Origin of the sequence: Duganella dendranthematis, from assembly GCF_012849375.1 — a bacterium.
GTDB lineage: Bacteria > Pseudomonadota > Gammaproteobacteria > Burkholderiales > Burkholderiaceae_D > Rugamonas > Rugamonas dendranthematis.
Map to the genome: position 1 here is coordinate 5209978 of NZ_CP051684.1, position 12502 is coordinate 5222479.

Genomic DNA, 12502 nt, shown 5'->3' on the forward strand with positions numbered 1-12502 from the left:
TTCTTCACGAAGGTCGGCTTGGGGCGGCAACCGCCGCTCGCGCTAATCCAGACTGATGCAATACCGGTTCCGCCCCGACTGTTTGGCGCGGTAGAGGTTGTTGTCAGCGATGCGGATCAGGGGGCTGGGATCGTTGCCTTCCAGCGGGGGTGTCGCAGTGGCCAGACCCATGCTCAGGGTCAGTACCGGCGCGGTCGGCGAGGCGGAGTGGGGTATCGCCAGCTTGCGCACTTCTTCCTGGATGCGGTTGGCCACCACTTCGGTGCCGTCGCTGGCCTCTTGAGGCAACAGCAGGATGAATTCCTCGCCCCCGTAGCGCGCCAGCATGTCTTGCGGGCGGCTGGCGCAGCGTTTCATGGCGGCGCTGACTTGCTGCAGGCAGGCGTCGCCGGCCTGGTGGCCGTAGTGGTCGTTGTACAGCTTGAAGTGGTCGACGTCGATCATGATCACCGACAGCGGCAGGCCGGCGCGCGCGCAGCGGCGCCATTCGGCGTCGACGGTATCGTTGAAGTTGCGGCGGTTGGCGACGCCGGTCAGGCCGTCGGTCATGCTCAGTTCGCGCATGGCGTCGGCCTGGCGTTTGATCGTCAATTGGCTGCGTACCCGCGCGCGCACCACGGCGACGTTGAACGGTTTGCTGATGAAGTCGACCGCACCGGCTTCCAGCGCCCGCGTTTCATCTTCCGGCTGGCTCAGCGCGGTGACGAAGATGACCGGAATGTCCTGCAACCGCGGCGAGCTGCGCAGCGCGGCCACCACTGCATAGCCGTCCATGCCCGGCATCACGGCATCCAGCAGGATCAGGTCCGGCTGCTGGTCGTGGGCAATTTGCAGCGCCTGTTCGCCGTCCAGCGCAAACAGCACTTCATGTTCTTCGCGCAGTGCGTGGTGCAGGATCTGGATGTTTTCCATGGCATCGTCGACCACGAGAATGCGCCCGTTACGGGCCAGGTCGGTCCAAGTCATGCACTTTCCTTTCGCTGCAACATGTCTTCTACCATCTGGCGTGCGGCCTTGAAGTTGAGGGTTTCCACTGCTTCACTCAAGGCCTGGGCCAAGCTGGCCGACGCCAGCGCCGGTCGCAAGGCCCGGAAGTGTTCTAGTGCTTTCAGATTGTTATTCTGAAGCAATCCTTGTAACTCCGCTAGTTTTTGCGTTAGATCAGAAGGCTGAGTGTTGCTTGTAGGAATAGCATGCTGCGGCGAAGCCAGCGTGCGGGCGGTGCGGGCCACCAGGTCGAGCGCTTGTTCCAGCCGGTTAAGCGCGCTTGGCACGGCCAGCGAGTCGGCGCTGGCGTCGTGCAGCACGGCTTCGGCGCTGGCGCTCAGGCGGGCGACGTCCGACGCCCCCAGGTTGGCGGCCACGCCGCGCAAACGGTGCAGCACTTGCGCCGCCTGCTGGCGCTGGTTGGCGGACAGCAGCTGCCGCACTTCGCTGACAGCACCGCCTTGCGATTGTTCGAAGCGCTTGAGCAGGCCGGTCAGCGCTTCATAGTTGCCGCCCAGCCGGCCCAGCGCGGCGTCGACGTCGATCCCCGGCAGCGGCGACAGCGGCGGCATCAGCGACGCCGTCGGGATGGCGTGCGGCGCCTTGGCCGGCACCGTCGCCACCATGTCGCGCGAGGCGTCGCGGATGGTCACCAGCCGGGTCAGCACCGAGATGAGTTCTTCGACGTCGATCGGCTTGGCTACGTGGGCGTTCATGCCGGCTTCGGCGGCGCGGCGGCGGTCGTCTTCCAGCACGTTGGCGGTCATGGCGATGATCGGCAAGGTCAGCAGGCCCTGGCTGCGGATGGCGCGGGTGGCGTCGTAGCCGTTCATGACCGGCATCTGCACGTCCATCAGCACCACGTCGTAGCGGTCGGCGGCGGCGGCCAACCGGTCGACCGCCAACTGGCCGTTGGCCGCGACTTCCACCGAGGCGCCGGCATGCAGCAGCATGTATTCCGCCACTTCCTGGTTGATTTCGTTGTCTTCCACCAGCAGGATGCGCATGCCGTTCAGGCGATCCTTGAGCGGCGTGTGCTCCAGCTGGGCCATGAGGCCGGAGGTGGCCTGGTCGCCGGCCAGCAGACCGCTGACCCGTTCCAGCAACCGCCCCGGACTGACCGGTTTGGACAGCACGCCGGCCAGTCCCAGCGCGGCCGATTGCTGGACCAGCGTGGCGGCGCGGTGTTCCGAGGTCATCATCAGCACCGGCGGCAGCAGCAGGTCGGGGGGCAGCTGGTGCAGCAGCGCCGGGCCGTCGGTGCCGGGCATGTCCTGGTCCAGCAGTAACAGGTCGTAGGGACGCGCGGCGCGCGCGCGTTCGATCAGCAACGTTTGCGCCTGTTCGGCGCCGCTGGCGCAGGCGGTGTGCCAGCCGAAGCTGCGGCCGGCGTCGTACAGCGCCTTGCGCACGCTGGCGTTGTCGTCGACGATCAGCACCGACAGCGTGGCGGTGGTATCGGGCGGCGCGGCGGCGGTCAGCGGGGCGATGGATTCGAGCGGGCAGGCGAACAGGAATTCGGCGCCATGCCCCGGCGCGCTGGTGACGCTGATGGCGCCGCCCATCATATCGGCCAGCTGGCGGCAGATCGCCAGGCCCAGCCCCGCGCCGCCGAATTTGCGGCTGGTGCTGCTGTCGGCCTGCGAGAAGGCGTCGAAGATGCCGGCCTGCTGTTCGGGCGCGATGCCGATGCCGGTGTCGCGCACGACAAATTCCACCAGTAGCGCGCGGTCGCCCGGCCGCGCCGAACCGGGCGCCGGCCGCACCGTCAGCACCACTTCGCCGTGGGCGGTGAACTTGATGGCGTTGCTGATCAGGTTGAGCAGCACTTGCTGCAAGCGCATCGGATCGCCCGCCAGGTCGGTCGGCATGGCCGGGTCGATGTCGTACACCAGCTCGATACCTTTGTCGCTGGCGCTGCCGCTGAGCATGACGCTGATGCTGTCGAGGACGTGCTGCAAATGGAAGTGGGCATGCTCCAGCACCAGCTGGCCAGCCTCGACGCGCGAGAAGTCGAGCACGTCGTTGACGAGGCTGAGCAGCGATTGCGTGGCGAACTGGATCTTGTGCAGGTAGCCGCGTTCGCGCGGCGCCAGCGGCGCTTCCTCCAGCAACCGCGCCAGGCCGATGATGGCGTTCATCGGGGTGCGGATTTCGTGGCTCATATTGGCCAGGAATTCACTCTTGGCGCGGCTGGCTGCTTCGGCGCGGTCGCGCGCCAGGATCAGCTCTTCGTTCACTTCCTGCAGGTGCAATTCTGTTTCCTTTAATTCGGTGACATCGGAGACTAGCACAAAGAAACCCTTTGCAGCTCCGGAATCGTCCATATCCGGGATGTAATTGACCCAGGTATGGCTGATGTCGCCCGACGGCCAGCGCAGTTTGCCGGCAAAGCCCTGTGCTTCGCCGCCCAGCGCGGCTTGAACATAGGCCGCGCCCTCGGCGTATTCGTCGGCGGCGAGCACCTCCGGCATGCGGGCGCCCAGCACCGCCTCGTGGCTCAGTCCGTGCCATTCGAGGAAGTAGCGGTTGGCGAAGCGGCAGCGCAGGTCGGCGTCCCAGTAGGCCACCATGCCGGGCAGGTTATCGGTCACGGTGCGGACGAAGTGTTCGCTGGCGGCCAGCCGCTCGGCGGTGGCGCGCAGCACTTCCTTGGCCTGCTTGCGGTCGGTGATGTCGAGCGAGATGCCCAGCACGTGGGTGGCGATGCCGTGCTCGTCGCGCAGCGCCACCTTGCGGGTGGTCAGGTACAGCGGGCCGTCGGGCGTGGCCAGCGGTTCTTCGGCGATTTCGGCGACGGTGCCGGGCGCGCTATTGAGCACGCGCAGGTCGTCCAACTTGAACTGGTCGGCCTGGGCGGCCGGCACGAAGTCGTAGTCGTTCTTGCCGATCAACTGCTCGTTGCTGTGGCCCAGCATCCGGGCGCCGTGACGGTTGAACATGGCGTAGCTCAGGTCTTCGGCGCGTTTCAGGAAGATCATGGCCGGGATGTTTTCTACCACCGAGCTGAGTAGACGGCGCGAGCTGTGCAATTCGCTTTCGACGCGCTTGTAGTCGGTTTCGTCCAGCACCAGCGAGGTGATGCCGATGATGTTGCCGCCGGGGCCGAATTGCGGGTAGTAACTCATCACCCAGTGGCGCACCTCGTTCGGCGCGGCGGCGGTGTGGCCGGCGCGGCGCAGGTTGGTCAGCGGCTTGCCGGTTTCCAGTACCGTCCGGTAGTCGCCCAGCACGGCGATGCGCAGCGCGTGGTCCGGGATCACTTCGCCGATGTGGCAGCCCAGATGGGCCACCACTTTTTGGTCGCTGAGCGCGGCCAGGTATTCGTTGATGCGGACGATGCGCAGTTCGTTGTCCACATAGCTCAGGCCGACCGGGGCGGTGGCGTACAGGGTTTCGAGCTGTGCGCGATTGCGTTCGAGCTGGCTGGTGCGCTCGGCCACCAGACTTTCCAGTTCGTGATTGTGACGGCGCAGGTCGCCTTCCAGCGCGTGCAGCGCCTGCGCCACCATTTCGGCTTCGCGGAAGGTAGTGACGGGCATGGCGAACGGCTGGCCGCTGGCCAGTGCTTGGGCCGGCGCCACCAGCTCGCGCACCGAGCGGGCGATGCGGCCGCCGACTGCCCACGCCAGCGAAAAGCCGGCCGCCAGCACGGCGATCATGGTGGCCGCGATCAGCGCCACTGCGCTCAACAGTTCCTCGTAGGCCTTGGCTTGCGGCGTGGCGATGCCGACCACCGCGCCGCTCACCGGGGCCCGGCTCAGGCCCAGATACACCGGCGTGCCCTGGGCGTCTTCGGTATCGAGCAGGGTTTCGGCCGCCTTGAGCATCTGTGCGCGCAGCTCCGGCGTCGCCGCATGGCCCAGCAGCAGGCGCGGGCCGCCGGCCTGGGCCACCACGTTGCCGTCGGCGTCGTACAAGGTCATGGCCTGGTCGGCGCTGATGTGTTCATCCTTGAGCGTGCGCGCCAGCCGGTCCGGCTTCAGCAGCGCGGTCATGGCGTAGGCGACGTGGCTGTCGATGAATACCGGCACGTCGAGCGCCAGCAGGGCGCTGCCTTCCACCACGATAACCGACATCTGCGGCCGGCCGTGGCCGAAAAGCGGCGCCAGCCGGCGGTGGTTGCCGACCGGGTTGAGCGTATCGGGCAGCGCCGCGCCGACGTTCAGTACCGCTTTGCCGGTGCTGTCGCTCAAGATGAATTGTGATGAGGGAAACTGGGGACTGAGCAGGGCGCCGGCCTGCAAGCGCAGCGCGTCCAGGTCGTTGGTGCGCAAGCTGGGCGAGGAGGCCAGCGCGGTGGCCGCGCCTTCGCTCTGCACCAGGTCGCGGTCGATGGCGGCGGCGACGGCGCGCGCGGCTTGCTGGGTATCTTCCTTGAGCGTGTCGCGCTCACGGCTGTAGAACTGGCCGACCAGTGCGCCGAAGCCGACCACGGTGGGCAGCGCGCAAGCCAGGACCAGCAGCGCGATCTGCGAGCGGATGGATGGTAATGGTTTGCGTTGTGTTTCTGGCACGCGGTTGGCCTCAGTCTTGTGCTGGCAGCACGATAGTAGCCGAGGACAACGGTTTCAGAAAGGGCTTTTGTCGTGGACGGCGCTTGGCCGCCACATCGCCCTCGACCCGGTATGCTAGATCGGCTTGCCGCAGGCGTAGGACCAGCCCAGCTCGGCCATCGGCCGCGCCATCTTGCCCGATTCCAGCGCCTGGGCGCTGGCGGCGGTGCCGTCGACGTAGCGCTTCATGATGCCTTGCATGATGCTGGCCAGGCGGAACATATTAAACGCCAGGTAGAAGTTGAAATCGCTCAGCTGGATGGTCTTGCCGGTGCGCTCGGCGTAGCGGGCGATATATTCCTGCTGCGTCGGAATGCCGAGCGCTTGCAAATCCAGGCCGGCGATGCCGCGGAACTGGCCGGGCGGAATGTGCCAGCTCATGCAGTGGTAGGAGAAGTCGGCGAACGGGTGGCCCAGCGTCGACAGTTCCCAGTCCAGCACGGCCAGGATGCGCGGCTCGGTCGGGTGGAACAGCATGTTATCCAGGCGGAAGTCGCCGTGTACGATGGACGTGTCGTCGCCGGGCGGGATGTGGGCCGGCAGCCAGGCGATCAGCTGGTCCATGGCCTCGATGGTTTCGGTTTGCGAGGCCAGGTACTGCTTGGTCCAGCGTTCGATCTGGCGCGCGAAGTAGTTGCCGGGCTTGCCGTAGTCGGCCAGGCCGATGGCGGCGTAGTCGGTCGTGTGCAGCTGGGCGATCACGCGGTTCAGTTCGTCGTAGATGGCGGCCCGTTCGGCGGGCGTCATGCCGGGCAGCGACTGGTCCCATAGCACGCGGCCTTCCACGCATTCCATCACGTAGAAGGCGCGTCCGATGATGGTTTCGTCGGTGCACAGCGCGTATTGTTTCGGCGCCGGGAAGCCGTGCTGTTGCAGCGCGTCCATGACGCGGTATTCGCGTTCGATGGCATGGGCGGAGGGCAGCAGCTTGTCGGCCGGTCCCGGCTTGGTGCGCAGTACATAGTGTTGTCCGCCGACGCTCAGCTTGAAAGTGGGATTGGACTGGCCGCCCTTGAATTGTTCGGCGCTCAGTTCGCCGTCCGGGTAGCCTTCCACGTGCTGGCGCAGCCAGGCGTTGAGGGCGACCGTGTCGAACTGGTGGCGCGCCGAGACCGGTTTGGTGCCGATGAATTCTTCAAACATGCTGTCTCCTGCTGGCGGCCGCTTTAAAAAGTCCACAGCTTCGTTGCGGCTCCTTGCCGTGCAGGCGCACTGTCTTCGTCGCCACGCCTCGCTGTGCACTTTTTAAAGCGGCCTTTGTTGGTGGTGACAGCCATTCTAGATTAAAAAAGTACGATTGTGCTTTTAATCTTAGAAGAACACGGCGGTGCGTTGGATCACGCTGCCGTTGTTGGTGTAGGCGCCGGTGGCGCGTACCGAGCCGGTGTTGTATTTGCCGTCATCCAGCTTGCTATCGAGCTGTTCGGCGAACGAGTCGGGCAGGTTGTCGAGGCGGATGCCGTTGCCGCCGCGACCGGCCACCACGTCGTTGTAGATGTAGACCGCGCCGCCCTGTGCGCTGGTCATGAAGTCGCTGGTGCCGTTGTAGGAACCGGTGATGAAGCCGGCCAGCGCCAGGTGTTGCGGGGCCAGCAGGTATTCGCCGATCTGGCCGTCGCCGTTGCCGTTGCCGGTGGCGCCGGGTGCGTGCACGGTGCCTTGCACGTCGTCGCCGGGCAGGGCGCGGAATTTATCTTGATAGGCGTTGACGGCGGCAGTCAGCGAGGTCGATTGCTGGATGATGTTCTTGACGCGGGCGCTGTCGATCAGCCCCTGGCCTTTGAGCACGCCGCCCAGCAGCAGGCCGATGATGACCAGTACGATGGCGATTTCCACCAGGGTAAAGCCGCGTTGGCGTGCGAATTGTGGGCGCATGGGAAATCCTTTCTGATGATGGCTCGTAGTATAGCAAGCGCTAGTGTTTTTGGTTGAGTTGGTCGAGGCGCGCGGCCAGGAATTTGAGCTCGTTGGGATCGGTGATCTGGCCGCTTTGCAGCAGGCCGCCGATCAGCGCGCGTGCGGCGTCCAGTTCGTTCATGTCTTCGGCGATGAAGATTTCCAGTTCCCTGGCCCAGGCGGGGACGTTGGGGCCGGTGGCTTGCATGCGGATGGCGGCGGCGTAGCGGCGCGCCAGCGGCAGATCGTGCAGGCGGTGCTTGGCGACCAACGCGGCGTGGGCCAGCCATGGCCAGCGGCGGTTGGGGTCTTCGGTGAAGCGGGCGTAGACGAAGTCCAGCATCAGGCGCGCGCGCGCCGGGTCGCTGACGGCGCCATAGACTTCGCTCGCGGCCAGCAGCGGGTATTGGCTGCGCGGGTCGAGGTCCAGCACGCGCTGCAGCCAGAGCGCAACTTTGACGTAATCGAGGTTGCGCCAGGCGATGCTGACGCCAGCTTGTTCGTCGAAGCCCTGGACGTACAGCATGGTGGCTTTGGACAGGGCGACCGGGTCGCCCAGCGCGGCCAGTTGCAGCGTGGCCAGCGACGGTGCCGGCGGCAGGTCGCGCGCGCGCGCGCGGACAGGCGGACGGCTGGCTTGCCAGAGGATTTGCAGCGTCAGCGCAAACAGCACGGCCCACAGCACACGGCGCGGCGCGGCGCGCTGTGCTGCGTGGCGCGATGCCGCTTGGGCGGGGCTGATTGCTCCGGCTGTGGCGGCTGGATCGGGAGGCGGTGTGGCGGACGGCATGTGCGGCCTCAGATGGCTTTGCGGTGCAGGTCGAACAGCGCGGCGGCGGCCATCAGGGCGACGTAGATGGCGGTTTGCGCGGCGATGGTCGCGAGGTCGGCACCGCTGCCGCTGTGGTACACCAGCCAGTCGCTGCGCGTGAACTGGTCCAGATGCGGCAGCAGCAGCGCCAGGCCGTCAATGCCGGTGTTGAGCATTTGCTGGCCGCCGCTTTGCACGATGCCGGCGCCATGCCCCAGCAACTGCAACGCGCCGATTACGCGCGCCAGCAGATAAAACGCAAACGACGCCGCCAATGCCGGCAGCACCTGGTTCAGCGTCAGCATGCACAACACGCTGAACGCCGCGACGATCCAGCATTCGCACAACAGCGAAAACGCCCACAGCGCGGCTTGCTCGGGCGGCGCAAAGCACAGTCCCAGCGCGCCAAACAGCAACGCCGGCAGCACCGCCAGCGCGCCAAATCCGGCCAGTTTGCCGAACAAATAAACCGCGCGCGGCATCGGCAACGCCATCAGCAATTCGAGTCCTTTGTCATTGGCCTCGCGCGCCATGCTGGTGATGACAAAGGTCGCCACCAAGAACACTGCCGCGAAGCGCAGCACGGCACCCAGCAAGGCCGCCTGCAATTGACGGCTCTCGGTCAGCGCTAGTTCATTCAAAAATCCGCTGACCGCGACGGCTCCGGCCATCATCAGCAGCACAAGCCACAGCAGCCGGTTGCGCAAGGCTTCCAGCAGCGTGTAGCGGGCGATGGTGAGCGCCGGCCGCATCATGGCAAGCGCTGCGCCGCGACCATGCGGTTGTACAAAATGTTGGGCGAAATCCACAGCACCAGGTCGTCGAATGCGCCGCCTGGCGCGCGCGCGTCCTCGGCAATGTCGCGGGCGACGAGCGTGGTGCCGCCAGCTTGCAAGTTGACCTTCTCGTCGATGTTGCCGACGCCGGCGTCGGCGATCAGGGTGTCCTGGTTGCTGGTGGCGCCGTAGCCGTTGCGGCCAAACGAAATGATGGCCGCCGGAATATCGTTCATGTCGGTCGCCTGCACCAGTTGGCCGGCGGTATTGCGGGTGCCGATGGTGATGTCGCGCGGTGTCTGCAAGGTAAACGGGGTGAGCGAGTCGGTAAACGCCGGCGTGACGGAGTAGCCCATCACCCTGTCCCAGCCATCAAGCCGGCTCACGCCCAGCGTGGTCCATGGCAGGTAGCCAAAGCGCTTGTTGCAGAGGTTTCCGGTGCGGTCTTCCAGCCCATTGGTGGACGAGACGGCGGGGCAGGGCAGGTAGCCGTTGCGCAGCGCGAAGCCGAACAGCGCCTCGCGCGCATCTTCCATCGCGCGCCGGGTGTCGGTGACGCGACGCTGCTCCAGCTGCGATGCCAGCGGCGCCATCATGCCGCCGATCAGCAGGCCGACGATCAGCAGCACGATGGCGATTTCCACCAGGGTGAAGCCGGACTGGCGGCGGTGCGTGAGCCTATGGTTCATTGATGTCCTTGATGCGGCCTTCCGTCAGGTCGTAGCGCTGGCCGGCTTTGAGGATGATCTTTTTCCCGGACGGCAGCGTGACCGTGACATTCGGCGTGGCTGCGCCGGGGCGCTGCGAGGTGCTTTTCTGCGCGCCGTACTGCGGCTCATCGTTGAGCCACACGGTGGTGCGGTTGTCGCTTCGACGCAGCACGCCGCTCATCAGCAGCACCGGTGGCGGGGGCGGTGCTTCAGGCACGGCGGCCGCGCTGCCTGGGGCACCGGGTTGGCCGCCATTGGCTGGCGGCATACCCGGCATACCCGGCATACCCGGCATACCCGGCATGCCGGGCTGCTGCTGCGGATCTTGCGGATTGGCTGGTGGTGCGGCGGCGCCACCACGGCTGGCTTCCATGGTGGCGCGTTCGGCCGGCGTCGAGAACAGCCGGCCCAGCGTGACTTGCGCCTGCGCGGACGACGGCAGCCAGGCGGCCAGCAATGACAGCAGCGCCGGCGCGGCGCAGAGGGCGGCGCGGCGCATCATGATTTGCCTTTCGTTGGCTTCATCGCGGCCAGGCGCGGCGCTTTCGGCGCGGTGTTCAGCGTGATCCAGTTCAAGGTGCAGTCGGCACCAAGCGTCGGCGCGCCTGGCGCTCCGGCCGTTACGCCCATGCGCTTGATCGAACAATCCTGCACCGCGAAGTAGCTTTGCTGGCGCAGCATCTGGAAGAAGTTGAACAGGTCCAGTTCATGCAGCAGCTCCATGTGCAGCCGCATGCGGCTGCCGCGCAGCTCAAAGTCGCCCAGGTCCAGCGGCGACTCCAGTTGCACGGTCTGTTGCGGTTCAATCTCGTAACTCAGCGGCGCGAGTTTGAGTTGTTCCTGCGTCTGACGGATCGCATCGAGCCATTCCAGCCGGCGCTCGTCGCCCACCAGGCCACGCTGACGCAGCGCGATAAAGCGCTGCTGGTAGTTGCGGATGTCGCGCTTCTCGCTGTCCACCTGCGCGTACAGTGACGATGCGGCATCGCGCGCGCGCTGATTGGTCTCCAGCGTGTCGTTGGCTTCGTGTTTTTTCAGTTGGCTCAGCATCACGCCAGTCAGCGAGATGGTGATCGCCGCCAGCATCGTCAGCACCGCCGTGCGGATTAACGCAAACTCCGCGATCCAGTACGGCAGCGTGATGGCCGCCGCAGCTTTCTTTTTTCCGGGGACAGGATTCATGCTCATGGCTTCCACACCAGGTTGAGGGTGAATCGCGCGCGGCTTGGCGCGGCCACTTGCGCGCCGGCCTTGCCGGACAGCTTGACGGACGACCGCGTGTCCACCGGCGGCTTCTCCACTTCCACCGTCAGGCGCGGGTGGCGCGCCAGCGCTTTGGCAAACTGCGTCATGCTTTCCACCGCATTGCGATAGTCATCCTGCTCGCTCATGATCTCCGCTTCCAGCACCAGTGTCTGCGGCGCGCGTTGTGGAATGCCGGCCACCAGCGAGGAAATCGGCGTGGCCTGCGTGGCGTCCTGTCCCGGCGCTGGCGCGTTGGCGCTCGGTGCGTTCACTTTCCAGTCCATTTGCAGCAGGCGGATTTGCGGCACCGCCTCCAGCGCCTCGCTGACCACCGTCGCCATGCCCAGCGGCGAGCCGGATTGCGTGGCCAGCATGCGTTCCACATTGACGGCCGCTCGCATATTGGCGGTGGTGGTCACGCGCGGCGGAATCTCCGCCATGGTGGCGCGATAACGCTGATTAAAGCTGGCCGTTTCGGCGGTCAGCTGTTTGCTGTCGCTATTGGCTTCGTGTTCCTGCCACAGGTTGGCGCCGGTCCACGCCGCGCCGCAGATGGCCAGCGTGGCGCTCACCGCATACAGGTTGACGCGCGCCCGCCATAGCTTGAAGTAGCGTTGCCACAGGCCCAGCGTGTAGTGGCTGGCCGGCGCGCTGCGCGCCAATAACGCCAGCAGCGCGGGTTCGGCCAGATGTCGCGCGAGATCGTCGACGTCGGCGCTGTCGGTTTTCAGGCCGACGCCGTCCGCTACCGATTCCAGCGACAGCAGGCGGAACACGGTTTCCGCACCATCTTCGCATTGTTCGTTCAGCGCCTCGGTATCGGCGGCCGGCGTGACCACCACCGCAGCCAGCACCTGGCCGCGCGCCATCAGGCGCTGGCTGCTGAGGAACTGCTGCGTCTTGGCGGTTTCCACGCCGATGTTGACCGGATTGCCGTCACGGTCGATGGCCGGCGTCAGGCGCGAAAACTTCAGCATGCCGTTCTGGAAGTAGCTCTGGCGCCAGCCGGCCGATTGCTGCGTCACCAGCAACAGGTGCTCGTCATTGAGGCGCAGCTTGCGCACCAGCTCTTCGCTCATCAGCGTGGTCGAATACAGGCCGGCCAGCGGCATTTGCAGCTGTTCCAGCGCTTCCACCCACGGTTGCACCGAGGATGGATTGGTCAGCGCCGACAGCAGCACGATGTCGTCACGGCGCCCGGCCGCTTCGCGGCCTTGCACTTCATGGTGGCGGAACGGCGTTTCGCGGTACTGCTGCATCAAGCGCCGTTGCAGCAGCTTGCGGGCGCCGGCGCCGCTGACATGCGGCAGCGTCACGCGCTGGAAGTCTTCTTCAATCAGGTCGGCCAGGATGTAGGCGGGCGAGAAGCGGTGATGGCTGTCGATGTAGTCCATGAAATCATCGATGCCGCCACGGTTGTTGACGAAACAGACGCCGCCCGACAGCCGGCCATTGTGCCATTCATAGGCGCACAGCTGTTCGCTGGTCAGATAGAATAAATGTTTGGTGAACACGATGGCC

At 65.8% G+C, this 12502-nt stretch carries 10 protein-coding genes; all 10 read right to left on the reverse strand.

The window, feature by feature from the left end:
- Nucleotides 1-42: 42 nt before the first annotated feature.
- Entirely contained in the window at nt 43-966 is a 924-nt protein-coding gene (locus tag HH213_RS23960; protein WP_110847584.1) for a diguanylate cyclase domain-containing protein, read from the reverse strand.
- The gene (locus HH213_RS23965; protein ID WP_169113905.1) at nt 963-5504 is read right to left on the reverse strand and encodes a response regulator; all 4542 of its coding nucleotides are present in this window, start codon (nt 5502-5504) and stop codon (nt 963-965) included. The genes HH213_RS23960 and HH213_RS23965 overlap by 4 nt, the downstream gene beginning before the upstream one ends.
- 114 nt (nt 5505-5618) lie before the next feature.
- The gene (locus HH213_RS23970; protein ID WP_169113906.1) at nt 5619-6686 is read right to left on the reverse strand and encodes a phosphotransferase; all 1068 of its coding nucleotides are present in this window, start codon (nt 6684-6686) and stop codon (nt 5619-5621) included.
- Between the two features lie 168 nt (nt 6687-6854).
- Nucleotides 6855-7418: a prepilin-type N-terminal cleavage/methylation domain-containing protein gene (locus HH213_RS23975; protein ID WP_110847587.1), complete on the reverse strand. Its 564-nt coding sequence runs from the start codon at nt 7416-7418 to the stop codon at nt 6855-6857.
- A 40-nt stretch (nt 7419-7458) separates the two neighbouring features.
- Nucleotides 7459-8229, reverse strand: a complete 771-nt coding sequence (locus HH213_RS23980; protein ID WP_229263134.1) for a hypothetical protein — start codon at nt 8227-8229, stop codon at nt 7459-7461.
- Nucleotides 8230-8237: 8 nt separating this feature from the next.
- On the reverse strand, nt 8238-9005 hold the full coding sequence (locus HH213_RS23985; protein ID WP_169113907.1) for an ABC transporter permease: 768 nt from the start codon (nt 9003-9005) through the stop codon (nt 8238-8240).
- Complete coding sequence (locus tag HH213_RS23990) at nt 9002-9715, reverse strand: type II secretion system protein (protein WP_169113908.1); 714 nt, start codon at nt 9713-9715, stop codon at nt 9002-9004. The genes HH213_RS23985 and HH213_RS23990 overlap by 4 nt, the downstream gene beginning before the upstream one ends.
- Nucleotides 9705-10238 carry a hypothetical protein gene (locus tag HH213_RS23995; protein ID WP_169113909.1) on the reverse strand — a complete coding sequence of 178 codons (534 nt, stop codon included), beginning with the start codon at nt 10236-10238 and terminating at the stop codon, nt 9705-9707. The genes HH213_RS23990 and HH213_RS23995 overlap by 11 nt, the downstream gene beginning before the upstream one ends.
- Entirely contained in the window at nt 10235-10924 is a 690-nt protein-coding gene (locus tag HH213_RS24000) for a hypothetical protein (RefSeq protein ID WP_169113910.1), read from the reverse strand. The genes HH213_RS23995 and HH213_RS24000 overlap by 4 nt, the downstream gene beginning before the upstream one ends.
- Nucleotides 10921-12495: a hypothetical protein gene (locus HH213_RS24005; RefSeq protein WP_110847592.1), complete on the reverse strand. Its 1575-nt coding sequence runs from the start codon at nt 12493-12495 to the stop codon at nt 10921-10923. The genes HH213_RS24000 and HH213_RS24005 overlap by 4 nt, the downstream gene beginning before the upstream one ends.
- Nucleotides 12496-12502: the final 7 nt, after the last annotated feature.